22 protein-coding genes are annotated in these 25,864 nt (G+C 65.6%); 19 read left to right on the forward strand and 3 right to left on the reverse strand.

The features are described 5' to 3' along the window. Positions 1-305: 305 nt before the first annotated feature. From mraZ to recN, 19 genes are all read left to right on the forward strand, one after another. Complete coding sequence (gene mraZ, locus VB672_RS01760; RefSeq protein ID WP_329782439.1) at positions 306-803, forward strand: division/cell wall cluster transcriptional repressor MraZ; 498 nt, start codon at positions 306-308, stop codon at positions 801-803. Continuing rightward, complete coding sequence (gene rsmH / locus VB672_RS01765) at positions 800-1,849, forward strand: 16S rRNA (cytosine(1402)-N(4))-methyltransferase RsmH (protein ID WP_329782440.1); 1,050 nt, start codon at positions 800-802, stop codon at positions 1,847-1,849. The genes mraZ and rsmH overlap by 4 nt, the downstream gene beginning before the upstream one ends. Then, positions 1,846-2,241 carry a cell division protein FtsL gene (gene ftsL, locus VB672_RS01770; RefSeq protein WP_329782441.1) on the forward strand — a complete coding sequence of 132 codons (396 nt, stop codon included), beginning with the start codon at positions 1,846-1,848 and terminating at the stop codon, positions 2,239-2,241. The genes rsmH and ftsL overlap by 4 nt, the downstream gene beginning before the upstream one ends. A 71-nt stretch (positions 2,242-2,312) precedes the next feature. Next, the gene (locus VB672_RS01775; protein ID WP_442931886.1) at positions 2,313-4,127 is read left to right on the forward strand and encodes a peptidoglycan D,D-transpeptidase FtsI family protein; all 1,815 of its coding nucleotides are present in this window, start codon (positions 2,313-2,315) and stop codon (positions 4,125-4,127) included. Positions 4,128-4,138: 11 nt separating this feature from the next. Next, a complete protein-coding gene (locus VB672_RS01780; protein WP_442931897.1) occupies positions 4,139-5,593 on the forward strand; it encodes a UDP-N-acetylmuramoyl-L-alanyl-D-glutamate--2,6-diaminopimelate ligase in 1,455 nt (484 codons plus the stop codon). Then, positions 5,590-7,023, forward strand: a complete 1,434-nt coding sequence (locus VB672_RS01785) for a UDP-N-acetylmuramoylalanyl-D-glutamyl-2,6-diaminopimelate--D-alanyl-D-alanine ligase (protein ID WP_329782443.1) — start codon at positions 5,590-5,592, stop codon at positions 7,021-7,023. The genes VB672_RS01780 and VB672_RS01785 overlap by 4 nt, the downstream gene beginning before the upstream one ends. A gap of 3 nt (positions 7,024-7,026) precedes the next feature. Beyond that, positions 7,027-8,112, forward strand: coding sequence for a phospho-N-acetylmuramoyl-pentapeptide-transferase (gene mraY, locus VB672_RS01790; RefSeq protein ID WP_329782444.1), 1,086 nt, complete (start codon positions 7,027-7,029; stop codon positions 8,110-8,112). A 5-nt stretch (positions 8,113-8,117) separates the two neighbouring features. Beyond that, positions 8,118-9,509 carry a UDP-N-acetylmuramoyl-L-alanine--D-glutamate ligase gene (murD, locus tag VB672_RS01795; RefSeq protein WP_329782445.1) on the forward strand — a complete coding sequence of 464 codons (1,392 nt, stop codon included), beginning with the start codon at positions 8,118-8,120 and terminating at the stop codon, positions 9,507-9,509. A gap of 2 nt (positions 9,510-9,511) precedes the next feature. Beyond that, positions 9,512-10,657: an FtsW/RodA/SpoVE family cell cycle protein gene (locus tag VB672_RS01800; RefSeq protein ID WP_329782446.1), complete on the forward strand. Its 1,146-nt coding sequence runs from the start codon at positions 9,512-9,514 to the stop codon at positions 10,655-10,657. Next, positions 10,654-11,772: an undecaprenyldiphospho-muramoylpentapeptide beta-N-acetylglucosaminyltransferase gene (gene murG / locus VB672_RS01805; RefSeq protein WP_329782447.1), complete on the forward strand. Its 1,119-nt coding sequence runs from the start codon at positions 10,654-10,656 to the stop codon at positions 11,770-11,772. Before VB672_RS01800 ends, murG begins: the two co-directional genes overlap by 4 nt. Next, positions 11,769-13,184, forward strand: coding sequence for a UDP-N-acetylmuramate--L-alanine ligase (gene murC / locus VB672_RS01810; protein ID WP_329782448.1), 1,416 nt, complete (start codon positions 11,769-11,771; stop codon positions 13,182-13,184). The genes murG and murC overlap by 4 nt, the downstream gene beginning before the upstream one ends. After that, positions 13,184-14,137: a UDP-N-acetylmuramate dehydrogenase gene (gene murB, locus VB672_RS01815; protein ID WP_442931887.1), complete on the forward strand. Its 954-nt coding sequence runs from the start codon at positions 13,184-13,186 to the stop codon at positions 14,135-14,137. Before murC ends, murB begins: the two co-directional genes overlap by 1 nt. Positions 14,138-14,271: 134 nt before the next feature. Then, a complete protein-coding gene (locus tag VB672_RS01820) occupies positions 14,272-15,195 on the forward strand; it encodes a D-alanine--D-alanine ligase (protein WP_329782450.1) in 924 nt (307 codons plus the stop codon). Further along, positions 15,162-16,151 carry a cell division protein FtsQ/DivIB gene (locus tag VB672_RS01825; RefSeq protein WP_329782451.1) on the forward strand — a complete coding sequence of 330 codons (990 nt, stop codon included), beginning with the start codon at positions 15,162-15,164 and terminating at the stop codon, positions 16,149-16,151. Before VB672_RS01820 ends, VB672_RS01825 begins: the two co-directional genes overlap by 34 nt. Further along, entirely contained in the window at positions 16,148-17,470 is a 1,323-nt protein-coding gene (gene ftsA, locus VB672_RS01830) for a cell division protein FtsA (RefSeq protein WP_329782452.1), read from the forward strand. The genes VB672_RS01825 and ftsA overlap by 4 nt, the downstream gene beginning before the upstream one ends. 106 nt (positions 17,471-17,576) lie before the next feature. After that, positions 17,577-19,280 (forward strand): cell division protein FtsZ, encoded by a 1,704-nt coding sequence (gene ftsZ / locus VB672_RS01835; protein WP_329782453.1) that lies wholly within the window; start codon positions 17,577-17,579, stop codon positions 19,278-19,280. A gap of 292 nt (positions 19,281-19,572) precedes the next feature. Further along, positions 19,573-20,517, forward strand: a complete 945-nt coding sequence (gene lpxC, locus VB672_RS01840; RefSeq protein WP_329782454.1) for a UDP-3-O-acyl-N-acetylglucosamine deacetylase — start codon at positions 19,573-19,575, stop codon at positions 20,515-20,517. Between the two features lie 305 nt (positions 20,518-20,822). Then, entirely contained in the window at positions 20,823-21,719 is an 897-nt protein-coding gene (locus VB672_RS01845) for an outer membrane protein assembly factor BamD (RefSeq protein ID WP_329782455.1), read from the forward strand. A gap of 12 nt (positions 21,720-21,731) precedes the next feature. Further along, positions 21,732-23,408 carry a DNA repair protein RecN gene (gene recN, locus VB672_RS01850; RefSeq protein ID WP_329782456.1) on the forward strand — a complete coding sequence of 559 codons (1,677 nt, stop codon included), beginning with the start codon at positions 21,732-21,734 and terminating at the stop codon, positions 23,406-23,408. A gap of 246 nt (positions 23,409-23,654) precedes the next feature. On the opposite strand, the gene VB672_RS01855 is transcribed toward recN, so the two are convergent. The 3 genes from VB672_RS01855 to VB672_RS01865 are packed head-to-tail and all read right to left on the reverse strand — an operon-like array spanning position 23,655 to position 25,858. Then, complete coding sequence (locus tag VB672_RS01855) at positions 23,655-24,359, reverse strand: DUF899 family protein (RefSeq protein WP_329782457.1); 705 nt, start codon at positions 24,357-24,359, stop codon at positions 23,655-23,657. A gap of 51 nt (positions 24,360-24,410) precedes the next feature. Continuing rightward, positions 24,411-25,064, reverse strand: coding sequence for a glutathione S-transferase family protein (locus tag VB672_RS01860; RefSeq protein WP_329782458.1), 654 nt, complete (start codon positions 25,062-25,064; stop codon positions 24,411-24,413). Between the two features lie 17 nt (positions 25,065-25,081). Further along, positions 25,082-25,858 carry a VOC family protein gene (locus VB672_RS01865; protein WP_329782459.1) on the reverse strand — a complete coding sequence of 259 codons (777 nt, stop codon included), beginning with the start codon at positions 25,856-25,858 and terminating at the stop codon, positions 25,082-25,084. Positions 25,859-25,864 lie beyond the last annotated feature (6 nt).

A 25,864-nucleotide genomic window follows, 5' to 3' on the forward strand; every position in this document is an offset into this window, starting at 1 on the left:
CCACAGGCCTGAATTTTGTAAGAAAGCGGAGCAAACCGTTGCTCCGCTTACGATTCATTAACCGTAAATGCGTCTCATGTGGGATGCATGCCGCGACGCATGCCTCCCATCTCCGTTCCGTTGACGCCCATATTGTCCCATGTTATCCCAAACCATCCCGTCGACGGTGTCTCCTGAAGGGGGCGTCAAGCACTCAAGAAATGCTGGCGTTCTGCTTCGGGAAGTAGCGTCACCACCGGCTGCGGGTGGCAGATTCTCAAGATCTGCCGGGGGGCTGACAATCAGGAGCGTGCGAGCTGCGGCCAATGAACCGCTTCGTGTCCAATTTCACCAACAAGTTGGATTCGAAGGGTCGCGTCTCGATCCCCGCATCCTTCCGGGCCGTGTTGGCCAGGGACGGATTCGAGGGGCTCTACGTTCATCCGGCGCTGGACGCGCAGGCCTTGGACGCAGGCGGCAACGTGCTTCTGAACGAGATCGATGCGTTCTTGTCGACGCTGTCGCCCTATTCGGACGAGCGGGATCAGCTGTCGACGGCGTTGTTCGGGACAAGCGAGATTCTGAAGGTCGATCCGGAGGGGCGTGTCATCCTGACGGATACGGTAAAAGTGCATGCCGGGATTGGCGATACGGTGACGTTCGTCGGACTCGGTCACAAGTTCCAGATTTGGGAGCCCGAGCGTTTCCGTGCGCACTTGGAGGAGGCGCGCACGAAGGTCCGAGACCTGAAGAAAGCGTTGGGAAGCCGAGTTGCGGAGCCAAGGTTAGTGCAGAACACCTCACCAGGAGGACGGGAACGATGATGGGACGCGGCGACGGCCCAGGAGCCGGAGCCGCTGGCGGACCGTCCCGTCACGTTCCTGTTCTCCTGGAGGAGGTTGGCACAGCGCTCGACGTGAAGCGCGGCGGCGCGTTCATCGATGGCACATTCGGCGCTGGCGGCTATACCCGCGCCATTCTCGACGGACATTCCCAGAACAAGGTTGTCGCCATCGACCGCGATCCCGATGCGATCGCAGGCGGAGCGCCGCTCGCGGCCAAGTACAAGAAGCGGCTGATGCTCGTTCCCGGGCGCTTCGGCGACCTCGACGAGATTGCACGATCCCAGGGTTTCGAGAGCGTCGACGGCGTCGTGCTCGACATCGGCGTGTCGTCCATGCAGCTCGATCAGGCCGAGCGCGGCTTCTCGTTTCGCAACGAGGGCCCCCTCGACATGCGCATGGAGCAGAGCGGTCCGAGCGCGGCCGATCTCGTCAACGAATCCTCCGAGGCCGAGCTCGCCGACATCTTCTATCATTACGGCGAGGAGCGCCGCGCCCGTGCGGTTGCCCGCGCCATCATCGAGATGCGCCGCCGCCAGCCCTTCGAGACCACGCGTCAGCTGGCCGATCTCGTGGCCTCGCTGATCCGGCAGGAGCCGAGCGGTATTCATCCGGCCACGCGCGTGTTTCAGGGCCTGCGGATCGCCGTCAACGACGAGCTCGGCGAGCTGGTGCGCGCCTTGCACGCAGCCGAGCGCATTCTGAAGCCCGGTGGCCGCCTTGTGGTCGTCACGTTCCATTCGCTTGAGGACCGCATCGCGAAGCAGTTCTTCGCGGCCCGCACCGGGCGCGCGGCCGCCGGCTCGCGCCATCTGCCGAGCGCTGCCGCGCCCGAGCCGACTTTCGACGCGATCACGAGAGGTCCCGTAGGACCGAGCGAGCAGGAAATGGCGCGCAATCCGCGGGCCCGCTCGGCCAAACTTCGAGCCGGTGCGCGGACCAGCACGCCGCCACAGGAACCTTTGAGCGCCATCACCATGCTGGCCGAATTGCCACAGACGGCTGAAAAACGGGGAGGGCGCCGATGATCCGGCTGCTCCACATCATCGCGATCTCTGCTCTTATCGCATCGGCAGGCTACGCCTATTCGATCAAGTACGACACGCTCTATTATGCCGAGCAGGTGGCGAAGCTGAAATCCAAGGTGCAGCGCGAGCGCGAGGCCATCGCGGTGCTGCAGGCCGAGTGGCAATATCTCGACCGTCCCGATCGTCTTCAGGAAGCGGCCGACAAGCATCTCGATCTCCAGCCGTTGAAGATCCAGCAGCTGGCGCGGCTATCCGACCTGCCGACGCGGCCTTCGCGCGAGGACGAGATCGGCCGCAAGCTCGAAGCGCTCGGGCTTCTCGAGCCCACATCGACGCCGAAGGACAAGAATTCGGTCGCCCGCACCCCGACGACCCAAACTCCGAAACGGTGAGCCGCGTGTTGAAAGAGCCTCAAACCGAGTGGCAGGGTAAGAGCCTCCACACTGGAGCATCGGATCCGGAGGTGGACACCACCTTTCAGACGGATCCGGCGCCTGTTCCTTTGAGCGGCGCACCATGGGGTGCGGAAAGCGGCGGCCCCATTCCCGCACCGCGCGCCAGGCGCAGCGTGCTCGGCCACGCCCGCGAGCTGTTTCGCCTGCGCCACGACAAGAGCACGTCGCGTGTGGGTCTTGCGGCCGCCTGCTTCGTCGGTCTGTTCAGCCTCATCGGCGGTCGCCTGATTTATCTTGCGGTCACGAGCGAGAGCACGAGCGAAGTGCGCCGCGCGGCATCGTCCGAGATTTCCGCCGCCCGGCCCGACATCGTCGATCGCAACGGCGAGATTCTTGCTACCGACGTTAAGATGGTGTCCGTCTTCGCTGAGCCGCGCAACATCGTCGACAAGGACGAGGCAGTCGAATTGCTGACCGCCGTGCTGCCCGACCTCGACGCCACGGATCTGCGCAACAAGCTCAGCACCAAGAAGGGCTTCGTCTGGGTCAAGCGCGAGATCACGCCGCGCCAGCAGGCGGAAGTGCATCGCCTCGGCATTCCCGGCATCGGATTCCTGCCTGAGAACAAGCGCGTCTATCCGAACGCGGAAGCCGCCGCTCACGTCCTCGGTTTCGCCAACGTGGACAATGTCGGCATCGCGGGCATCGAGAAATACATCGACAGCATGGGCCTGCAGGACCTTAACGGCGCAGGCTTCAACATCTCCGCGGCCGATCTCAAGCCGATCCAGCTGTCCCTTGATCTGCGCGTGCAGCACGCGCTTCGCGACGAGCTTGCCAAGGGCATGGCGAAGTTCAAGGCCAAGGCGACCGCAGGCACGATCCTGGACGTGAATACTGGCGAGATCATCGCTCTCGTATCTCTTCCGGACTATGATCCCAACAATCCGGTCGATGCGCTCGACAAGGATCGGATCAACCGCATCAATGTCGGCGTGTTCGAGATGGGCTCGACCTTCAAGGCCCTGACGGTTGCGATGGCGCTCGATTCCGGCAAGTACAACATCAACTCCACCTTCGACGCGCGTTCGGGCCTGCGCTATGGACGCTTCACGATCGGCGATTACCATCCGACGCGGCGCGTCCTGACCACGCCGGAGGTGTTCGTGCATTCCTCCAACATCGGCACGGCGCGCATGGCGCTCGGCATCGGGGTCGAAGGCCACAAGGCCTTCCTGCGCAAGATGGGACAGCTCTCGCGCCTCGAGACGGAACTGCCGGAAAACGCTTTGCCGATCGTTCCGCCGCGCTGGGGCGAACTCAACACCATGACCATCGCCTTCGGCCACGGCCTCGCGGTCGCGCCATTGCAGGCGCTCATGGCCGTCGGCGCACTGGTCAATGGCGGCGTCATGATCAAGCCGACCTTCTTGAAGCGCACCGAAACCGAAGCGCGGCAGAACGCCTTGCAGGTATTGAAGCCCGAAACGAGCGAGGCCATGCGCTATGTGATGCGCCTCAACGCCTCGACGCCGGAAGGCTCGGCGGGCTCCGCCTCCATCGCGGGCTTCTTCGTGGGCGGCAAGACCGGCACTGCCGAGAAGGTGATCAACGGCCGCTATGCCAAGAACAAGAACTTCACCACCTTCACGGCGGTTGTGCCGGCCGACAAGCCGAAATACGTGTTCCTCACCATCATGGACGAGCCGCAGGCGGTCGAAGGCACCTATGGCTTCTCGACGGCAGGCTGGAACGCGGGCCCCGTGACCGGCAACGTCATCGAGCGCGTGGCGCCGCTGCTCGGCGTACCGCCACGGTTCGAGCCGCCACCGCAGCCGTTCCCGCTGATGTCGCGCCTCGGCGCCTGGGGTAGCAACCGATGAGCGCACGCAGTATGCATCTCGGCGAACTTCTCGATCTCACACAGGGGCATGAACATGCCCCTCTTGCCGTATCGAAGATTGCGTCCGACAGCCGCAAGGTCGAGCAGGGCACCGTGTTCTTCGCCGTGCCCGGCACGAAGGTGGACGGCATGAGCTTCGTGCCGCAGGCCGCTGCCGCAGGCGCGGTCGCGATCGTCGGTGAGGCGGCGCGTCCTTCGGACCTGCCGGGGCATGTGGCTTACGTCCAGGCGAGCGACGTGCGCCGCACCTTGGCGCTCGCGGCGGCGCGGTTCTATCCGAAGCAGCCGGAGAAGGTCGTCGCCGTCACGGGAACGAGCGGCAAGAGCTCGGTGGCCGACTTCACGCGCCAGCTCTTCGCCCATCTGGGATACAAATCCGCCAGCGTCGGCACGCTCGGAATCATCACGTCCGACGGCGCGGCCTACGGCTCTCTTACGACACCGGACCCGATCTCCCTGCACGAAAGCTTCGACCGCCTGGCGAATGACGGCGTTACGCGGCTTGCGATGGAGGCTTCCTCGCACGGCATCGATCAGCGCCGCCTCGACGGCGTGCGCCTACAGGCGGCAGGCTTCACCAATCTCGGCCGCGATCACCTCGACTATCACGCCACGACCGAGGCCTATGCCAAGGCGAAGATGCGCCTGTTCGACACGCTCCTGCCGGACGATGCGCCTGCCATCATCAACGCGGACGGCCCCTATGCGGACGTGTTCCTGCACGGCGTGCGCGCTCGCGGCCTGACGCTCTTCACCACCGGCAGCATGGGCGAGACCCTTCGCCTCGTCGAAGCGCGCGCGGAGGGCTTCACGCAGGCTCTCACCGTGGAGGCCTTTGGGAAAACCATCCGGACGACCCTGCCGCTCCTCGGGGCGTTCCAGGTCGAGAATGCGCTCGTCGCTGCAGGCCTCGTGCTCGCAGTCGAAGGCGAGGGCAGGGCGGAAGACGTGCTGGAGGGATTCAGGTCTCTCAAGGGCGTGTCCGGTCGCCTGGAGCAGGTGGGCGAGATCGATGGCGCCATCTGCATCGTCGATTACGCGCACAAGCCCGATGCGCTGGCCCACGTGCTCGATGCTCTGCGCCCCTTCGTGAAGGGACGCCTGGTCTGCGTCGTCGGCTGCGGCGGCGACCGGGATCGGGGCAAGCGTCCGCTCATGGGACGGATCGCCTCCGACAAGGCGGATGTCGTCATCGTCACGGACGATAATCCTCGCTCGGAGGATCCGGCCGCGATCCGCGCCGAGGTCATGAAGGGCGCGCCCGGCGCCCGCGAAATCGGGGACCGTGCCGAGGCGATCCGCACGGCCGTGAAGGAGCTTCGGGAGGGCGATATTCTCGTCGTGGCCGGTAAAGGCCATGAAACGGGCCAAATCATCGGCGACCGGACCCTGCCGTTCTCGGACCACGACGAGGTCCGGGCGGCCATTGCGGAGAGGCAGGGATGAATTCGCCCCTTTGGACAAGAGACGAGATCGCGGCTGCGACCGGCGCACGCACCGGCACCGGCTTTGTGCAAGCGACAGGGGCGTCCATCGACACGCGCACCCTGGAGCCTGGTGATCTCTACTTCGCCATCAAGGGCGACGTGCACGACGGCCACGATTTCGTCCCGGCGGCCCTCGAGAAGGGCGCGGCGGCGGCCGTCGTGTCCGAGGAAAAGGCTCCCGCCTTTGCAGGCTCCGACAGGCTCATCGTGGTGCCGGACGTCCTCGAGGCCATGCGTCAGATGGGCCGCGCGGCCCGCGCACGCACGAATGCGAGGATCGTTGCCATCACCGGATCCGTCGGCAAGACCGGCACCAAGGAGGCGATGCGGCTCGCGCTCTCCCGCCAGGGCGCGATCCATGCGTCGGTCGCCTCCTACAACAATCATTGGGGCGTGCCGCTCACGCTTGCCCGCATGCCGCGGAAGACGGACTTCGGGGTGTTCGAGATCGGCATGAACCATGCCCACGAGATCCTGCCGCTCACCGGCATGGTCCGTCCGCATGTGGCCGTGATCACCACCGTCGAGCCGGTGCACATCGAATTCTTTCCATCGCTCTGGGGCATTGCGGATGCCAAGGGTGAAATCTTTTCCGGCCTCGAGCCTGGCGGCACCGCGGTGATCAACCGCGACAACGCTTATTTCGAGCGCATGCGCGCCCATGCCTCTGCCTCTGCGGCCGGCCGTGTGATCACCTTCGGCGAGCACGAGGGGGCGGATGTCCGCGCTCACCGCATCATCGTGAAGCCTGATCACTCGATCGTGGACGCAACGATCTTCGGTCAGCCCATAACCTACCGGATCGGCACGGCAGGCCGACACATCGCGCTCAATTCTCTGAGCGTGCTCGCGGCCGCCCATGCGCTCGGTGCGGATTTGGCGCTGACGGCGCTTTCCTTCGCCGAGCTGAAGCCGCCGGTTGGGCGCGGCGAGCGGACCATGCTCGCCATCGGCGACAGCGAGGCTCTGCTGATCGACGAGAGCTACAATGCCAATCCGGCTTCGATGCGTGCGGCGCTCGCCAATCTCGGGGCCGTCGAACTCGGCCGAGGCGCGCGGCGCATCGCCGTTCTGGGTGATATGAAGGAGCTGGGCGAGACGGGGCCTCGCCTGCACGAGGAACTGGCGGAGGCAATCGAGGCGAACAGGATCGACCTGCTGTTTGCGGCCGGCCCACTAATGCAGAATCTCGTCGACGCCATGCCGAAGGCCAAGGTCGCGGCCCATGCGCCGACCTCCGCCGACCTGGTCGATGCGGTCTTGGCCGCTGTGCGCCCCGGCGATGCCGTCATGGTCAAGGGTTCGCTCAGCATGAAGATGGCCCTGGTTGTCAAAACCTTGAAAGAACGTTACGGCGCGGGCCCGATGGGCCACGCGCTGAAAGGATGATCGATGTTAACCTGGTTGGCTGAGCTCAGCCCCTATTTCAGCCCCCTCAATATCTTCCGCTACATCACGTTCCGCACCGGGGGCGCGACGGCAACCGCCTTGCTGATCGTCTTCCTGTTCGGCCCGTGGATGATCTCGCTCCTGCGCCTGCGCCAGGGCAAGGGGCAGCCGATCCGTGAGGATGGGCCGCAATCCCACCTTCTGACCAAGCGCGGCACGCCCACCATGGGCGGCCTGATGATCCTGGCCGGCGTGCTGATCTCGACCCTGCTTTGGGCGAACCTCGAAAACCACTACGTCTGGGTGGTGCTGTTCGTCACCGTGGGCTTCGGCGCCATCGGGTTCTACGACGATTATCTGAAGGTTACGAAGCAATCGCACAAAGGCTTTTCCGGCCGCTCGCGCCTCGCCATCGAGGCGCTGATCGCGGCGATCGCCTGCATCGCGATTTCCTACATGGCGACGCCGGGCCTGGCCAACAAACTGGCGCTGCCGTTCTCGAAGGACCTAATCTTCAATCTCGGCTGGTTCTACATCGTCTTCGCCGGCTTCGTGATCGTCGGTGCCGGCAATGCGGTGAACATCACCGACGGCCTCGACGGATTGGCCATCGTGCCGGTGATGATCGCGGCCGGTACTTTCGGCTTCATCGCCTATCTGTCCGGCAACGCGGTATTCTCCAATTACCTGCAGATCCATTTCGTCCCCGGCACCGGCGAACTCGCGGTGATCTGCGGCGCGCTCATCGGCGCGGGCCTCGGCTTCCTCTGGTTCAACGCCCCGCCGGCCCAGATCTTCATGGGCGACACGGGTTCGCTCGCCCTCGGCGGCCTGCTCGGCACCATTGCGGTGGCGGCCAAGCACGAGTTCGTCCTCGCCATCGTGGGCGGTCTCTTCGTGCTCGAGATCATGTCCGTGATCATCCAGGTCACGTCGTTCAAGCTCACGGGCAAGCGCGTGTTCAAGATGGCGCCGATCCATCACCATTTCGAGCAGCTGGGCTGGACCGAGCCGCAGGTTGTGATCCGCTTCTGGATCATCGCCGTCGTGCTGGCGCTCACCGGCCTCGCCACCCTCAAGCTGCGGTAAGGCGCATGACACCCGTTACCTCCTTCGCAGGCAGAACGGTCGCGCTCTTCGGCCTCGGCGGCTCGGGGCTGGCGACGGCGCTCGCCCTGAAGGCGGGCGGGGCGCATGTCATCGCCTGCGACGACAATCCGGCGAAGATGGCGGAGGCCGGCGCCAAGGGAGTTGAAACGGGCGACCTGCGCAAGGCTGACTGGTCTAGGTTCTCGTCCTTCATCCTCTCGCCGGGCGTTCCGCTGACTCATCCCGAGCCGCACTGGTCGGCGAAGCTGGCGAAAGAGGCCGGCGTCGAGATCATCGGCGACATCGAGCTCTTCTGTCGCGAGCGGGCGAAAATCGCCCCGAACGCACCGTTCGTCGCCATCACCGGCACCAACGGCAAATCGACCACCACGGCCCTCATCGCCCATATCCTGCGCGCGGCGGGCCGCGACGTGCAGATGGGCGGCAATATCGGCACGGCAATCCTGTCGCTGGAGCCGCCCGCCGACGACCGGATCCATGTGATCGAATGCTCGTCGTTCCAGATCGATCTCGCACCCTCGCTCGCACCCACCATCGGCGTACATCTCAACCTCTCGCCCGATCACATCGATCGGCACGGGACGATGGAGCTCTATGCTGCGATCAAGGAACGGCTGGTGATGAAGGCCGGCCTTGCGGTCGTCGGCGTTGATGATTCCATGAGCCGTGCAATCGCCGACGCCTGCGAGGCAAAGGGCGTGAACGTTGCCCGCATCTCGGTCGAGCCAATCAGTGGAAAAGGCGTCTTTGTGGACGGCGAGACGCTCGTCGGAGTGACGGCATCGGATGCCGCCCCTGTGGCCAACCTGTCCGGTATCGGCTCCCTGCGCGGCGCCCACAATGCGCAGAACGCCGCTGCGGCCGTCGCGGTCGCCCTGGCCCTGAACGTTTCGCCGGATGAGATCCGCTCCGGCCTTCATACCTTCCCCGGTTTGCCGCATCGCATGGAGGAGGTCGGCCGCATCGGCGATGCTCTCTTCATCAACGATTCGAAGGCCACCAATGCGGATTCCACCGAAAAGGCGCTGAAATCCTTCGACGACATTTACTGGATCCTTGGCGGCAAGGCGAAGGAGGGCGGAATCGAGCCGCTCACGTCTTACTTCCCGAAGATCCGCAAGGCCTATCTCATCGGTGCCGCCGCGGATGAGTTTGCAAAGACGCTCGGATCCGGCGTTGCACATGTCCCTTGCGGCACGCTCGACAAGGCCGTGGCCCAGGCAGCAGCGGATGCTCAGGCATCGGGCGGCTCCGCCGTCGTCCTGCTGTCGCCGGCCTGCGCCTCCTACGATCAATTTCCAAATTACGAAGTGCGCGGAAACCATTTCCGCGATCTGGTCCGGGCATTACCCGGCATCGAAGCCAAGGGGGCTTGAAGATGGTGTCACGCGCGGAACGCTCGGCCTTCGGCGATTGGTGGTGGACGGTCGACCGCCTGCTGCTTGCGGGTCTCGCCATCCTCATGCTGGCCGGCCTCGTCTTCCTCATGGCTGGCGGCCCGCCCGTGGCGGAGCGTCTTGGGCTCTCCACATTCCACTTCGTGAACCGGCAGGTGATGTTTCTCGTCCCGGCGCTTGCCATTATGATCCCGGTCTCGTTCCTGTCCCTTCGTCATATCCGGCGTCTGGCGCTGCTGGTCTATGCGGTCGGCATGGTGCTGATCCTGCTGGCGTTCCAATATGGCCCCGAGATCAAGGGTGCCCACCGCTGGATCATGATCGGCCCGCTCGGCCTGCAGCCGTCGGAATTCGTGAAGCCCGCCTTCGTGGTACTCTCCGCCTGGGCCTTCTCGGAAGGCGCACGGCGCAAGGACGTGCCGGGCACGCTGCTGGCCTTTCTCCTTCTGCCGGCCACCATCGTTCCGCTCATCCTCCAGCCCGATTTCGGCCAGACCATGCTCGTCACCATCGTGTGGTGCGGCCTGTTCTTCATCGCCGGCCTGCACTGGTTCTGGGTCATGGGCCTCGGCGGCGCGGGCCTCGTGGGCATCGTGGCGGCCTATGAGTTCCTGCCGCACGTGCGCGCCCGCATCGAGCGCTTCCTCGACAAGGAATCCGGCGACACCTTCCAGGTGGACACGGCCATGGAATCGTTCTCCCGCGGCGGATGGCTCGGACGCGGTCCGGGCGAGGGCACGGTCAAGCGCATCCTGCCCGACGCCCATACCGACTTCATCTTCGCCGTGACGGCGGAAGAGTTCGGCATCGTCGTGTGCATCGCGCTGCTCGTGGTCTTCGCCTTCATCGTGCTGCGCGGTCTCATGCTCGCCCGCCGCAGCGAGGACACGTTCTGCCGCCTTGCCGCCACCGGCCTCATCTTCATGTTCGGCCTGCAGGCCTGCATCAACATGATGGTGAACGTGCATCTCATGCCGGCCAAGGGCATGACGCTGCCCTTCATCTCCTATGGCGGCTCCTCGCTCTTGTCGCTCGCGCTCGGCATGGGCTTCCTCATCGCGCTCACGCGCCGCCGGCCCCGCGCGGAGCTGATGGACAACTTCAATCAGGATTGGCCACGCGGATGAGCAATCCTCTCATCCTCCTGACCGCCGGCGGGACCGGCGGTCATCTTTTTCCGGCCGAGGCGCTGGCGAATGCCCTGAAGGCGTCCGGTGCGACAGTGGCGCTTGCCACCGACAAGCGCGCTAACGCCTATGCGGGCTCGTTTCCAGCCGACGAGATCGTGGAGATCCCCTCGGCGACGCCCTCCGGACGCTCCGTGCCGCAGATGGCGAAAGCGGCGCTGCTCCTGGGGCAGGGGACTCTGAAGGCTGCATCCCTCATCCGTCGGATGAAGCCCGCCGTCGTCGTGGGCTTCGGCGGCTATCCCACCGTCCCTCCGGTGCTCGCCGGGTCGTTCCTCAAGGTGCCGACGGTGATCCACGAGGCGAACGGCGTCATGGGCCGCGCCAACCGGCTGCTGGCCCGCCGCGCCACCGTGATCGCCACGGGCTTCGCCGACATCAAGGGCATTCCGGCGAATGTGCCGGGCAAAATCATCCACACGGGCAATCCGATCCGGCCCGCGGTGCTGGAAGCGGCGAAACAGCCCTATGCGGACCTCGAGCCCCATGGGAAGCTTCGTCTTCTCGTGGTGGGCGGCAGCCAGGGCGCGCGGGTGATGAGCGACGTGGTGCCTCCGGCTATCGAACTCCTGCCGCCGGACCTGCGCTCGCGTCTCGTGATCACCCAGCAGGCGAGGGGCGAGGACCTGGAGCGGGTTCGCGAGCATTACCGGAAACTCCCTGTGGAATTTGAGGCCGAGCCCTTCTTCAAGGACCTGCCGCACCGGCTGGCACAGGCCCATCTCGTGGTCTCCCGCTCCGGCGCCTCGACCGTGGCCGAACTGGCCGTCATCGGACGCCCGTCGATCCTCGTGCCCCTGCCGGGCTCCCTCGATCAGGACCAGGCGGCCAATGCCAAAACGCTGGGAGATCTGGGCGCTGCCATCGTTTGTCCGCAATCGGACTTCACCCCTGAGCGGCTGGCAAACGAAATCCGGCTCATTTTTCAAGAGCCTGACCGCTTGACCAAAGCCGCCGCCGCTGCACATAGCGCCAGCATCACGGATGCGGCGGAGCGTCTGGCGCAAGTCGTTCTCACCCTCGTTCAGTCGAACAATAACGGAAAAACCTCATGAAACTGCCGCCGAAGCTTGGTCCCATTCACTTCATCGGCATCGGCGGAATCGGCATGTCGGGCATCGCCGAGGTCATGCACAACCTGGGCTACACGGTGCAGGGCTCGGACGCCGCCGACAACTACAACGTGAAGCGCTTGAACGATAAGGGCATCAAGACGTTCATCGGCCACAAGGCCGAGAACGTGGAGGATGCTGAGATCGTCGTGGTCTCGACCGCGATCAAGCGGGACAACCCGGAACTGATCGTCGCCCGCGAGAAGCGCCTGCCCGTGGTGCGCCGGGCCGAGATGCTCGCCGAGCTCATGCGGTTCAAGTCCTGCGTGGCCATCGCGGGCACCCACGGCAAGACCACCACGACCTCGCTCGTCGCGACGCTGCTGGACGCCGGCGGGCTGGATCCGACCGTCATCAACGGCGGCATCATCAATGCCTACGGCACCAACGCCCGCATGGGCGACGGGCAGTGGATGGTGGTGGAGGCGGACGAGTCCGACGGCACGTTCCTGAAGCTTCCGGCGGACGTCGCCATCGTGACCAACATCGACGCCGAACATCTCGACCATTTCGGCACGTTCGACGCGATCAAGGAAGCCTTCCATTCCTTCATCAATTCGATTCCCTTCTACGGCTTTGCCGTGATGTGCATCGACCATCCGACCGTGCAGGATCTTGTGGGCCGCATCGAGGATCGCCGCATCATCACCTATGGCGAGAACCCGCAAGCCGACGTGCGCCTGATGGACGTGGACTCCCGCGGCGGCCAGAATCGCTTCCGCGTGATGATCCGCGACCGCCGTCCCGGCTTCCGTCTCGAGCTGGAAGACCTCGTTCTGCCGATGCCCGGCGCGCACAATGCCCTCAACGCCACGGCGGCCATCGCGGTCGCGCACGAACTCGGCGTCACGCCGGATGCGATCCGCAAGGCGCTCGCAGGCTTCGGTGGCGTGAAGCGGCGCTTCACCCGCACGGGCGATTGGAACGGCGTCACCGTGTTCGACGATTACGGCCACCATCCCATCGAGATCGCCGCCGTGCTGAAAGCCGCCCGCGCTTCCACCGACGGTCAGGTCATCGCCGTGGTGCAGCCGCACCGCTACACGCGTCTGTCGGCTCTCTTCGATCAGTTCTGCACCTGCTTCAACGACGCGGACGCGGTCATCGTCGCGCCGGTCTATGCGGCGGGCGAACAGCCGATCCCGGGCGCGGACCGCGACAGTCTCGTGTCGGGCCTCAAGGCCCGCGGCCACCGCAACGTGATGGCGCTCGAACGAACGGAAGACCTCGCAGGCCTCGTGAAGGGTATCGCGAGGCCCGGCGATTACGTGATCTGCCTGGGCGCCGGCAACATCACCCAATGGGCCTATGCCCTGCCGGGCGAACTCGAGGCGCTGGGCGAGAAGGCGGCGTGATGTTTGCCGATATCGTTCCCGATCTCAAAGCCCGCATGCCCGAACTGCGCGGCAAGCTGGAGGCGAACGCGCCGACGGCGCCTCTGTCGTGGTTCCGCACGGGTGGCCCTGCCCAGGTGCTGTTCACGCCGGTCGACACGGACGATCTCGCCTATTTCCTGCAGCATCTCGACCGAAGCGTGCCGGTTCTCGTCGTCGGCCTCGGCTCCAACCTGCTCATCCGCGACGGCGGATGGGAGGGGGTGATCGTTCGCTTCGGCAAAGGCTTCGCCGAAGTGTCGATCGAGCCTGGACTGCGCGTGCGCGCCGGCGCCGGCGCTCCAGACGTGAAGGTGGCGCGCGCGGCGGCGGAAGCCGGCATTGCCGGCCTTTCCTTCCTGCGCGGAATTCCCGGGGCCATCGGCGGGGCGTTGCGGATGAACGGCGGCGCCTATGGCGGCGAGACGAAGGACGTGCTCGTCGAAGCCAAGGGCGTCACCCGCACCGGCGAGGCGGTGAGCTTCACCAATGCCCAGATGGGCTTTGCCTATCGCCATTCGGGCGTGCCGGACGACGTGATCTTCACCGAGGCCCTATTCGAGGGGCGCCCCGGCAACCCGGACGAGATCCTGGCGGAGATGAACGCCATCACCGAGGCGCGGTCCTCGACCCAGCCGGTCAACACCCGCACGGGCGGCTCCACCTTCAAGAACCCTCCGGGCCGGAAGGCCTGGGAACTGGTCGACGCCGCCGGCTGCCGCGGGCTTCGCATCGGCGATGCCCAGGTTTCCGAGATGCACTGCAACTTCCTCATCAACCATGGCTCCGCCACCGCGGCCGAGATCGAGGGTCTGGGCGAAGAGGTGCGCCGCCGGGTCCTCGAGAATTCGGGCGTGGAGCTCGAATGGGAAATCAAGCGGGTCGGGATCGCTAGCGCATCGTCCGGGAAAGTGGATCCGGTTTTCCGCGCCTAACGCTGCGCCAGCTGAGAGAAGGAGCATCGGAATGGATCCCAAAAGTGCAAGTCCACTTTTGGGTCCGATGCTCTAAGGCCTGATTCGAATCACTTACATCCCGGTGTCGCCGGGGCGCATGACGGGAGAGACCCATGGCGAAGCACGTTGCCATCCTCTATGGCGGCTGGTCCGCGGAGCGGGAAGTGAGCCTGGCGTCAGGCAAGGCCTGCTGCAAGGCGCTCGAAGAGCAGGGCTACAAAGTCACACCCATCGATGTGCAGCCCGACATCGCCACCGTGCTCCAGGCCGTCGCGCCGGACGTGGTGTTCAACGCCCTCCACGGGCGGGTGGGCGAGGACGGAACCATCCAGGGTCTGCTCGAGGTCTTAAGGATTCCCTACACCCATTCCGGAATCCTCGCCTCTGCGCTCGCCATGCAGAAGGACAAGGCCAAAATCGTCATGGCAGCCGCCGGCGTGCCGGTGCCCATGGGTAAGGTCGTTAACCGTTTGGAGGCGGCCAAAAGCCACGTCCTGCCAGCGCCCTACGTGATCAAACCGGTCAACGAGGGCTCGTCCGTGGGCGTCATCATCGTCCGCGAGGACCGCTCGCATCCGCCGCAGGAGCTGACCCGCGAGGATTGGGCGTTCGGCGAGCAAGTCCTTGTGGAATCATATGTTGCGGGCCGCGAACTCACCTGCGCGGTGATGGGCGACCGGGCGCTGGGCGTCATCGACATCCAGCCCGCCACCGGGGTCTTCTACGATTACGATGCGAAATATGTGAAGGGGGGCTCCATTCACGTCCTCCCGGCAGAAATTAAACCGAATATTTACCAAAAGGTCCAAGAGTTGGCGTTAACGGCGCATCAAGCGCTCGGCTGTCGGGGAATCAGCCGCGCCGACTTGCGGTACGACGACACTCCTGGGGGAACCGGGGAGCTCGTCGTTCTTGAGGTCAACACGCAACCCGGCATGACCGAGACGAGCTTGGTGCCAGAACTGGCAGCCCACGCGGGCTATTCGTTTGGCGAGCTTGTGCAATGGATGGTGGAGGACGCTACCTGCAACCGATGACGGCCTATCCGGCCGGATTCGCCGTTGCGCGCCCTGCCTCCGCAGGGCGGGGAGCAGGGGCCTCCCCCTTCAAGAAGCCCACCCGAATCAAAAAGCTTTTCGGCTCTTCTCGCAGCGTGCGCCGGCGTCATGCCGGGGCGCCGCTCGAACAGCGCCTTCCGCGCTTTCTCGGAACCGGGCTGGCGCTCGGCTTTTTCGGCGCCGTCGTGGGATTCGGACTCTGGCAGGGCGGTCACATCGACGGCTTCATCCGTGAATATGGCGAGCCGCATCACGCTCTTGCCCGCGCGGTCGGTCTCGGACTCGATCAGGTGACGATCTCCGGCATCTCGCAGATGGGCGAGAACGAGGTTCTTGCCGCGGCGGGCATCAATGCCAAGCAGTCGCTGGCCTTCCTCGACGTGAACGATCTGCGCGAGCGCCTGGAGCGCGTTCCGATGATCAAGTCGGCCACCGTTCGCAAGCTCTATCCGAACGAGATCGTCATCACGCTGACCGAGCGCGAGGCGCACGGGATCTGGCAGAACAACGGCGAATTGTTCGTGATCGCTGCCGACGGCACGGTGATCGACCTGATGCAGGACGAGCGCTACCTCGATCTGCCCTTCGTGGTGGGCGAGGGCGCCAATACCCGCAGCAAGGAATATCTCGCGCTGATCGAGGCCGCAGGCCCGCTCAAGAACCGGATTCGCGCCGGCACTCTCGTGGCCGGGCGACGCTGGACGCTCAAGATGGACAACGGCATGGACGTGCGCCTGCCGGAGCTCAAGGCCGCCGACGCGCTGGCCCGGCTCGTGAAGCTCGAGAACGAGCAGAAGATTCTGGAAAAGGACGTTTTGGCGATCGATCTGCGCATGGCGGATCGCGTCGTCGTCCGCTTGACGGAAGAGGCAGCCCTGGCCCGCGCCGAGGCGCTCAAGAAAAAACCAATGCGCGGCAAGGGGGTCGATACATGAGTCTCTCGGGTCACGGTTTGACACCTCGCTTGAAGCCGCTTTCCGCGCGCAAGAGCGCCATCCTCTCGGTCCTGGACGTGGGCACGAGCAAGGTCGTCTGCGTCGTGGCGGAACTGAAGCCGGCCGACGAGGTCGAAGCGCTGCGCAGCCGCACCCATGTGGCGCGCATCCTCGGCATCGGCCATCAGCGCTCCGTCGGGCTCAAAGGCGGCGTGGTCGTCGATCTCGAAGCGGCCGAAAGCGCGATCCGGCAGGCGGTTCATGCCGCCGAACGGATGGCGAAGGTCGAGATCCAGTCGGTGATCGTCAACCTCACCGGCGGGCGACTCGCCTCGGAGCATTTCGAAGCGCATATCCCCGTGCGCGGCGCGGTCAGCTCCGGCGACGTCCATCGCGTTCTGGATGCGGCATCGAGCTACGATCTCCGTCGTGGCAGGACCGTTCTTCACGCTCTGCCCACCGGCTTCTCCCTCGACCAGCAGCACCACATCGTCGATCCCGCTGGCATGATCGGCGAGCGTCTCGGCGCGGATCTGCACGTGGTCACGTCCGAAGCGGCGGCTGCGCGCAACCTGATGCTCGCGGTAGAGCGCTGCCATCTCGGCGTCGAGGCGGTCATCGCAACGCCTTACGCGGCCGGTCTCTCGGCCCTCGTCGACGACGAGGCCGACATGGGATGCGCCGTGGTCGACATGGGCGGCGGCACCACGAGCGTGGGGATCTTCTCCAACGGGCATCTGGTGCACACCGATGCCATCGCGGTCGGCGGTCATCACGTGACCATGGATATCGCGCGCGGTCTCACGACCCGCGTGTCCGCAGCCGAACGTCTCAAGACTCTGTACGGCTCCGCCATCACATCGAGCGCGGATGACCGGGACATGATCGCGGTGCCGCAGGTCGATGAGGACGAACGGGACGTTCCGAATCATCTGCCGAAGTCGCACCTCGTTCGCATCATCAAGCCGCGGGTCGAGGAAGTTCTCGAACTCGTGCGCGACCGGTTGAAAGGTGCGGGCTTTGCGGCCCAGGCCGGACGGCGGGTCGTGCTGACGGGCGGCGCGAGCCAGCTCGTCGGGCTGCCGGAAACGGCGCGCCGCATCTTGCAGGGCCAGGTTCGTGTCGGGCGTCCGCTCGGCATCAAGGGCCTGCCTGAGGCGGCAAAGGGCCCCGCCTTTTCGGCGGTGGTCGGCCTCCTGGTTTATCCGCAGGTGGCACACATCGAGTATTTCGAGCCGCGTTCCAGCGGCTTGTTTCAGAGTACGGGAACCGACGGCTACTTCTCGCGAGTGGGCCGGTGGATTCGCGAGAGTTTTTAAAACGAGTAACGCGTTGGCGCGGCGGGCCATCGTGAAGAGTTCAAGTCAACAAGGGTCAGCGTCCGCCAAACGCTCATCGGTATAAAGGCCAGAAGAGGCACAGGTCATGGCTATCAATCAGCAAGCTCCGGACATCCGGGAACTCAGGCCGCACATCACGGTTTTCGGCGTCGGCGGTGCCGGCGGGAACGCCGTGAACAACATGATTGAATCGGGTCTCGAGGGCGTCGAGTTCGTGGTGTCGAACACTGACGCGCAGGCTCTGGCCTCCTCCAAGGCACAGCGCGTGGTCCAGATGGGCATTCAGGTCACCGAGGGCCTCGGCGCCGGCTCGCAGCCGGAAGTCGGCCGCGCGGCGGCCGAAGAGGTGATCGACGAGATCCGCGACCAGCTCGCAGGCTCGCACATGGTGTTCATCACCGCCGGAATGGGCGGCGGCACTGGCACCGGCGCTGCTCCGGTCGTCGCCCGCGCGGCCCGCGAACTCGGTATACTGACTGTTGGCGTCGTCACGAAGCCGTTCCAGTTCGAAGGCGTGCGTCGCATGCGTTTGGCGGAAGCCGGCATCAACGAGCTGCAGCAGGCGGTCGACACGCTCATCGTGATCCCGAACCAGAACCTGTTCCGCGTGGCTACCGAGAAGACGACCTTCGCGGACGCCTTCGCCATGGCCGACCAGGTGCTCTACTCGGGCGTCGCCTGCATCACCGACCTGATGGTGAAGGAAGGCCTCATCAACCTCGACTTCGCCGACGTGCGCTCCGTCATGCGCGGCATGGGCAAGGCCATGATGGGCACGGGCGAGGCTTCCGGCGAGAAGCGCGCCATCCGCGCGGCCGAGGCAGCCATCGCGAACCCGCTCCTCGACGACGTGTCGATGAAGGGCGCGCGCGGCCTGCTCATCTCGATCACCGGCGGCAACGATCTCACCCTCTACGAGCTCGACGAGGCGGCGACCCGCATCCGCGAGGAAGTGGACCAGGATGCCAACATCATCCTCGGCGCGACCTTCGACGAAAGCCTGGAAGGCATCATCCGCGTCTCCGTCGTGGCGACCGGCATCGATCATGCCATCCTGGAGAACGGCGGCGACCTGACGGCCACCGAGCAGCGGATCTCCGAAGTGGCCGAGCGCCTGCGCGCCGAGGCTCGGGCCCGTGCCACGACTACTCAGCCTGCGCCGACCTTTCGCTCCGCCGCCCAAGCCGAATCGGTGAAGGCGGCTCCGATCCTGACGCAGAGCGCTTCCGCTCTGGCCCCGGCCCCCGTCATGGCTCAGGCTCCCGTCGCGGCCATCCAGCCGGTCGAGCCCGCGCCGCAGCCCGTGATTCGGGACGACGTGGTCCTCACGCCGGCTCAGCCCCGGCAGGCCGTGGCCTACGAGGCGCCGGCACCTCAGGCACCGGTCTACGAGGAGCCGGTGGAGCAGGGCGCCTTCATCCCGCCGCAGGCGGAGCGTGCCATGCGTCCGGCCCGGATGCCGCGGATCGACGAACTGCCGATGCCGGCGCAGAACCAGATCCGCGCCAGCCGCGGCGAGGAGCCTGCCCACGAGCACAAGCCGTCGCTGATCCAGCGCCTCGCGACCATCGGCTTCGGCCGCCGCGAGGAGCCTCAGCACGCTCCCGCCGAGCCGCGCCAGGAAGCGCCGCGCCAGCCCATGTCCTCGGTCCACGCCGAGTACGCCCGCCGGCCCGCGCCGCCCCAGGCCCAGCGTCCTCAGCAGGCCCCGCTGGCTCCGGCTCCCCGGGCTCACTCGGAAGACGACCAGTTGGAGATTCCCGCCTTCCTGCGGCGTCAGGCCAACTGATTTGACCTGACGGCTCTGTAAGGGTTGTTACAAATGGGCCTCCAGCCGCACGTGGCTGGGGGCCTTAATTATTAAAAATCTATTAATTTCAATGGGTTGGGAGTTATCCCAATTGTAACACAAAGTAAGAAAGCGTGATTTGGCCTAGCCTGACAGCGGGACTAAGGTGCCCACACATCAAAGGGGCAGCGCTAATGAGAAGCCTGCCGGTCGGAAGCCACAACGCAGCAAATGCAGCTTCCCCGGCAAACAGGCTCAGTTTGGCGACAAGGGTAGTTGAGGTTCAGGAATAATGAAGCAAAGCCAGCAAACCACGCTTCGCGCCGCCGTGACCCTCGTTGGAACCGGAGTCCATTCCGGGGATGAAGTGAAGATGATCCTTCATCCGGCTGAAGTGAACCATGGCATTGCTTTCCTGCGCACCGGCCTGCCGGGCGGCCTGGACCGATTGATCGACGCTCGGCATCTGGCGGTGACCGCCACCGAGCTTTGCACGGTGATCGGCGACCGCGACACAGGCGCGGTCGCCACCATCGAACACCTCATGGCGGCTCTGTCCGGCCTCGGCATCGACAACGTCCTTGTCGAGATCGACGGGCCGGAGGTTCCGATTCTCGACGGCAGCTCGGCTCCCTTCATCGATGCGGTCGACCAGGTCGGCATCGCCGTTCAGGGCGCCACCCGCCGCTATCTCAAGGTGCTCAAGCCGGTCCGCGTCACGCAGGGCAAGGCCTTTGCCGAGCTTCTTCCCAACGACCGTGCCTTCCGCTTGGACGTGGAGATCGATTTTCCCACCCCGGTGATCGGTCGCCAGCGCAAGGTCGTCGACCTGTCACCCTCCGTCTTCCGCCGGGAGATCTCCCGCGCCCGCACCTTCGGCTTCATGCGCGACGTGGAGAAGCTCTGGAGCGCCGGCTTCGCGCTCGGGGCCTCTCTGGAGAACACGGTCGCCATCGGCGACGACGGCATCATGAATCCCGAGGGCCTGCGCTACGCGGACGAGTTCGTCCGCCACAAGCTGCTCGACGCGGTCGGCGACCTGTCCCTCGCGGGCCTGCCGCTGCTCGGCACCTACCGCTCCTATTGCGGCGGCCACCGCATGAATTTCTCGGTGCTCGAGGCCCTGTTCTCGAACCGCTCCAACTACGCGATCGTGGACGCCGTTCCGCGCCGCGAGACGGCCTATGCCGAACTCGGCAGCGTGGCGGCTTCGGTTCTCGCCCCCGAGATGCATTAAGGCGCCTTCGGGCAGCCCTGTATCTGATCTCCAGGCGACGAGCGCCCATTGGCCGCATGATTTCATGCAGGCTTTCTTAATTCCTGTTGGGTAAACCTAAGCATCGGATCCAACAGTGGATTTGCACTTGTGGGCCCGTCCGATGCTCCCAACCTTGGCTGGCGCATCATCCGGAGCGGAGAACCGGATCCACTTTTCCGCACGATGCGCTCACGTATGGGCTTGGCTCTGCCCCTATGCTTGGGCTAAAGAACGCTCGGTGCATCGTTAAAACATCGGGCACGGTTTTTGGAGGACCGCGAGGCATGTCGTTCGCGAAGGCTTATGCAGGTATGAAAGGCGCGTCCGCCCGCGCACTGATCCTTGGCGTCTGCGCCTTGGGGCTCGCGGGCTGCGAATCCCTTTCGTCGCTCAACCCGTTCGACAAGAGCGAGACCTACAAGCCCGAAATCGTGGCGAATGCCCCGGCGGAGGAGATCTACAACGATGGTCTCGCCCGGGTGCAGAAGGGCGACTTCGACGGCGCGGTGAAGAAGTTCAGCAGCCTCGACAAGCAGTACCCCTATTCCGAGTGGTCCCGCAAAGGACTGATCATGGAGGCCTACGCCAATTACGAGGGCGGCTTCTATGAGGAATCCATCACGGCGTCCAAGCGCTATCTTCAGAGCTATCCGAACACCTCGGACGCGGCCTATGCCCAGTACCTGATGGCATCGTCCTATTACGACCAGATCCCGGACATCACCCGCGACCAGGAGAAGTCCGAGCGGGCCATCCTGGCCCTGCAGGAGCTGATCCAGCGCTATCCCAGTTCCGAATACGTGGCCGATGCCCGCAAGAAGCTCCAGGTCGCCAGCGACCAGCTCGCCGGCAAGGAGCTGGAAGTCGGCCGCTTCTATCTGCAGAAGCGCAATTATGCGGGCGCCATCAACCGCTTCCGCACCGTGGTTTCGCGCTACCAGACGACCCGCCACGTGGAAGAGGCCCTCGAGCGCCTCACCGAGGCCTACATGGCCATGGGCATCGTCAGCGAGGCGCAGACCGCCGCCGCCGTTCTCGGCCACAACTTCCCTGACAGTCCCTGGTACAAGGACGCCCACGCTCTGCTGACCAAGGGCGGCGTCGAGCCGCGCGAGGATTCCCAGTCCTGGATCAGCAAGGCCTTCCGCGGCGTTCCCCAGGTCGGTCAGCGCACGGGCTAAGCCTCACCCTCCATGCTCATCCAGCTGGCGATTCGCGATATCGTCCTCATCGACAGGCTTGAGCTTCACTTCCATGAGGGGCTGAGTGTCCTCACGGGTGAGACCGGCGCTGGCAAATCCATCCTTCTCGATGCCTTCGCCCTGGCCCTCGGTGGCCGCGGCGACGGCAGCCTCGTGCGCCACGGCGAGAACCAGGGCCAGGTCACGGCCGTCTTCGACTGCCCTCTCGACCATCCGGCCCGCCGCATCGCGGCGGATGCCGACATCGACGTGGACGGCGATCTCATCCTGCGCCGGGTGCAGGTGGCGGACGGGCGCACCCGCGCCTTCGTGAACGACCAGCCCGTGAGCGTCCAGGTGCTCAAGGCCATCGGCGCGACCCTGGTCGAGATCCACGGCCAGCACGACGACCGCGCTCTGGTCGATCCGGCCACGCACCGCGCGATCCTCGATGCCTTCGGCGGGTTGTCGGCTGAAATTCAGACCGTGACCGAGGCCTCGCGGCGTGTGCGGGAGGCGCGGCATGCCCTGCACGAGCACCGCAGCCGCATCGAGAAGGCCCGCAAGGAGGCCGATTTCCTGCGCCATGCGGTCGAGGAGCTGACGACGCTCAACCCGCAGGCGGGCGAGGAGGAGTCGCTTGCCGAGCGCCGCGTGATCATGATGCAGTCGGAGAAGGTCGCCCAGGATCTCAACGAGGCCTATGAGGTGGTCGCGGGCAACACGTCTCCCGTCAACGAATTGTCCGCTGCCGTGCGCAAGCTGGAACGCCGCGGCGCTCAGGCACCGGCGCTCGTAGAACCCAGCGTCAAGGCGCTCGATGCGGCGCTCGTCGCCATCGACGAGGCGCGGGCGGCTCTCGAGGAGGCGATTCGCGCCACCGAGTACGATCCGCGCGAACTGGAGCAGACGGAGGAACGCCTCTTCGCCCTGCGTGCCGCCGCGCGCAAGTACGATGTTCCGGCAGACGAGCTCGCCGCCCTGCGCACCCGCTTCGAGGAGGACGTTGCCGCCATCGACGCGGGCGAGGAGCAGCTCGCCGGCCTGGAGAGGTCCCTGAAGGAGGCCGATGCAGCCTATGTAAAGGCCGCCAAGGCGCTGTCCTCGGGCCGGAAGAAGGCCGCGCAGGCGCTGGACGCCGCCGTCCAGGCCGAGCTGCCGCCCCTCAAGCTGGAGCGGGCCCGGTTCATCACCGACATCCAGATCGACGAGACCAGCCGTGATCCGAGCGGCTTCGAGCGGGTGGAGTTCTGGGCCCAGACCAATCCCGGCACCAGGCCGGGCCCCCTGATGAGAGTGGCCTCGGGTGGCGAGCTGTCCCGCTTCATGTTGGCCCTGAAAGTGGTGCTGGCGGACAAGGGCTCGGCCCCGACCCTGGTCTTCGACGAAATCGACACCGGCGTCGGCGGCGCGGTGGCGGATGCCATCGGCCAGCGCCTCGCCCGCCTGGCGCGCAGGGTTCAGGTCATGGCCGTCACCCATGCGCCCCAGGTCGCCGCCAAGGCCGGCAGCCATTTCCTGATCGCCAAGGAGGGTGTGCGCGGAGCCGAGGACCGGGTCGCCACCCGCGTGATTCCGCTCGAAGCCACGCCCCGCCGGGAGGAGATCGCCCGCATGCTCGCCGGCGCGACCATCACCGAGGAAGCCCGCGCGGCCGCTGCGCGGTTGCTGGAAGCTGCGGCGCACTGACGGCACCATCGCGGCGGCCTGATCGATCCACCCTTCACGTCATCACCGGCCTCGTGCCGGTGATCTCGAGCGGAAAAGCGCAACGCCTCAGGGGATCGGGATGGCCGGCACAAGGCCGGCCATGACATCGGAGAGTGTCATCCCCGGCGGACGCAGGCCGGGAAGGGGGACTCACCGAGACCTGCACTGCCATGGATTCCCTTCCCCTCCGCCGCGGCCGAGAATGACATCCATGGCCAGCCCTCATCATGTCCCGTAATCCAGCTTCGGATACCAGTCCGTGCCGCGCCCCTCGGGCGTCATGTCGAGCACGTTCCACAGGGGCGCGAGATCCGGGGCTCCGCGCGGATCCTGGCCGGGATCGGCGGAATCTCCCGTCATCTCGCCGCTCCAGAAATGGCGGATGGTTCCGTCTCGGCGAGTGAAGACGTTGAGGCTCGGAACCTCGCTCCCGTCCGGCAGCACCCCGTGGTAATCGCGGGAATAGGTGCCGTTGAGGTCGGAATAGAGCTTCAGGTTCGTCCAGCCGCGCTCCTTCTTCCAGGCGATGAGCCGCTCGATCGGCGAGCGCGCGACGACGGCGAGCGCCATGCGCTGCTCGATGTCGGCCGCATTGCCTTCGAGCCCGCCGAGCAGGTTGGTGCACATGGGGCAGGGGCGCTCGCGCTGCGGCCCGAACATGTAGCTGTAGACGGCAAGCGTCTGCTTGTCGCCGAAGAGGTCGGCGAAGCTCATCGGGCCGTCCTCGCCCTGGAAGCGGTAGTCGCCGGTCACCTCGCCGCCGGGCGGCAGGGCGCGGCGCTGGGCCGCCACGCGCTCCAGATGGCGGCGCAGCTCGATCTCTTCCGCCAGCAGGGCGGTGCGCGCGGCGCGGTACTCGGCGCTCTCGTTTGGAAAGCGTACGGCTGAGCGGCGTGCGAGCTCTGCGGCGGGAACAAGCGTGTCGGGCATGAGATGCTCCGTGGTGAGGTTCGTGATCGGGATTCGTTCGCGTGATCCGGATCAGGCTGCCGGCGCGTTCTCCCGGAAAGGCTGCAGCTGGGCCTCCAGGGCACGCTTGAAGGCCGGCCGCTCCGTGCACCGGCGGACATAGGCACCCAGATTGGCATAACGCTCCAGAAGCCCCGTCTCGACGAGTTCGCGCAGGACCATGGCCATCATCAGGTCGCCGGCGGTGAAGCGGTCCTCGAGATACTCCCGCTCCCCGAGCCAGACGCTGAGGGCGGCGAGGCGCTTGCACAGCATGGCCTCGGCCTGCGGGCGGCGCTCCTCCGTCCATGCCTCGCCGGCATGGAAGACGTCGAGCTGAACCAGGTTCTGCACATGTGGCTCGACCGAGTTCAGGGCGGCGATCACCCAGGTCATCACCCGGGCGCGGCCCGCCTCGTCCGCCGGTGCGAGCGCCTCGGACCGCATCGCGATATGCAGCACGATCGCACCGGATTCGAAGATCTCCACCGCGTCGTCCCTGTAGGCAGGGACTTGGCCGAAAGGCTGCCATTCTCGATAGTCGCTGGAGGCCTGGATCTTGGGGTCTATCAGGGTCGCCTCATAGGGAAGACCGGCTTCCTCGAGGGCCCAGCGCACGCGAAGATCGCGGACATAGCCTTGCGCGAAGGGCGGAACCCATTTGAAGGCCGAAACATGGATGTTCATGGCATTGCCTCCTGACGTCAGGACCTGCGCGGGCCGACGAGGCCGAACAGAGCTCCCTGCGGATCGCTGGCGACGATGATGAAGACGCCGCCCGGCACTTCGGCGGGGCCGTAATGGATTGCGCCGCCGTTGCCGGACACGGCCTTTGCCGCGACGTCGATGTCCTCGACGCCGAAGTAGAAGGTCCAGGCCGGCGGCGGCCCGTCGGGCGTGCGCTTCATCACGGCCCCGATGGTCCGGCCGCCATGATCGATGAACTGGTAGTCGCCCATCTCGCCCATGGGCATGGCGTCGCCCTTCGTCCAGCCGAAGCGTGCGGTATAGAAGGCAAGCGCCGCCGCTGGATCCGTGGTGGAGAGCTCGTTCCAGTTGCAATGGCCGGACTGGTTCTGGTCGAACGCCGTGCTCGTGCCGTCCACGGCGCCGCGCATCACGTAGAACGTGACGCCCTGCGGGTCGGCGAGCATGGCGAAACGGCCGACGCCGGGAATGTCCGTCGGCGGCATGTGCTGGGTGCCGCCGTCCCGGACGATATCGCGAGCCGTCGCATCGACGTCCTCGACGGCCACATAGCCGAGCCAGGTCGGGCGCATGCCTGCCTGCTCGGCACCGGCCGGAAGGGGCATGAGCCCGCCGATATCCGTGCCGCGGATCGCGAAGATCCGATAGCCCCGGTCGGAACCCTCCGCAGGTCGCTCCTGCCATCCCACGACCCCGCCGTAGAAACGCGCGGCGGCGTCGGGATCGCTGGTCAGGAGTTCATACCAGATGAAGTCGCCGTGTTGATTGGCCATGTCGCA

The sequence above is a fragment of the Microvirga sp. CF3016 genome (assembly GCF_036314085.1).
Taxonomy (GTDB): domain Bacteria; phylum Pseudomonadota; class Alphaproteobacteria; order Rhizobiales; family Beijerinckiaceae; genus Microvirga.

What these genes read in the sequence shown, in the direction of transcription:
- recN (WP_329782456.1), top strand. Translation starts at nt 21,732, where the DNA reads ATGCTCATCCAGCTGGCGATTCGCGATATCGTCCTCATCGACAGGCTT.
- VB672_RS01780 (WP_442931897.1), top strand. Translation starts at nt 4,139, where the DNA reads ATGCATCTCGGCGAACTTCTCGATCTCACACAGGGGCATGAACATGCC.
- ftsL (WP_329782441.1), top strand. Translation starts at nt 1,846, where the DNA reads ATGATCCGGCTGCTCCACATCATCGCGATCTCTGCTCTTATCGCATCG.
- murC (WP_329782448.1), top strand. Translation starts at nt 11,769, where the DNA reads ATGAAACTGCCGCCGAAGCTTGGTCCCATTCACTTCATCGGCATCGGC.
- murB (WP_442931887.1), top strand. Translation starts at nt 13,184, where the DNA reads ATGTTTGCCGATATCGTTCCCGATCTCAAAGCCCGCATGCCCGAACTG.
- rsmH (WP_329782440.1), top strand. Translation starts at nt 800, where the DNA reads ATGATGGGACGCGGCGACGGCCCAGGAGCCGGAGCCGCTGGCGGACCG.
- VB672_RS01825 (WP_329782451.1), top strand. Translation starts at nt 15,162, where the DNA reads ATGGATGGTGGAGGACGCTACCTGCAACCGATGACGGCCTATCCGGCC.
- VB672_RS01865 (WP_329782459.1), bottom strand. Translation starts at nt 25,858, where the DNA reads ATGGCCAATCAACACGGCGACTTCATCTGGTATGAACTCCTGACCAGC.
- ftsZ (WP_329782453.1), top strand. Translation starts at nt 17,577, where the DNA reads ATGGCTATCAATCAGCAAGCTCCGGACATCCGGGAACTCAGGCCGCAC.
- VB672_RS01820 (WP_329782450.1), top strand. Translation starts at nt 14,272, where the DNA reads ATGGCGAAGCACGTTGCCATCCTCTATGGCGGCTGGTCCGCGGAGCGG.
- VB672_RS01785 (WP_329782443.1), top strand. Translation starts at nt 5,590, where the DNA reads ATGAATTCGCCCCTTTGGACAAGAGACGAGATCGCGGCTGCGACCGGC.
- murD (WP_329782445.1), top strand. Translation starts at nt 8,118, where the DNA reads ATGACACCCGTTACCTCCTTCGCAGGCAGAACGGTCGCGCTCTTCGGC.
- VB672_RS01855 (WP_329782457.1), bottom strand. Translation starts at nt 24,359, where the DNA reads ATGCCCGACACGCTTGTTCCCGCCGCAGAGCTCGCACGCCGCTCAGCC.
- ftsA (WP_329782452.1), top strand. Translation starts at nt 16,148, where the DNA reads ATGAGTCTCTCGGGTCACGGTTTGACACCTCGCTTGAAGCCGCTTTCC.
- lpxC (WP_329782454.1), top strand. Translation starts at nt 19,573, where the DNA reads ATGAAGCAAAGCCAGCAAACCACGCTTCGCGCCGCCGTGACCCTCGTT.
- murG (WP_329782447.1), top strand. Translation starts at nt 10,654, where the DNA reads ATGAGCAATCCTCTCATCCTCCTGACCGCCGGCGGGACCGGCGGTCAT.
- VB672_RS01800 (WP_329782446.1), top strand. Translation starts at nt 9,512, where the DNA reads ATGGTGTCACGCGCGGAACGCTCGGCCTTCGGCGATTGGTGGTGGACG.
- VB672_RS01845 (WP_329782455.1), top strand. Translation starts at nt 20,823, where the DNA reads ATGTCGTTCGCGAAGGCTTATGCAGGTATGAAAGGCGCGTCCGCCCGC.
- VB672_RS01860 (WP_329782458.1), bottom strand. Translation starts at nt 25,064, where the DNA reads ATGAACATCCATGTTTCGGCCTTCAAATGGGTTCCGCCCTTCGCGCAA.
- mraZ (WP_329782439.1), top strand. Translation starts at nt 306, where the DNA reads ATGAACCGCTTCGTGTCCAATTTCACCAACAAGTTGGATTCGAAGGGT.
- mraY (WP_329782444.1), top strand. Translation starts at nt 7,027, where the DNA reads ATGTTAACCTGGTTGGCTGAGCTCAGCCCCTATTTCAGCCCCCTCAAT.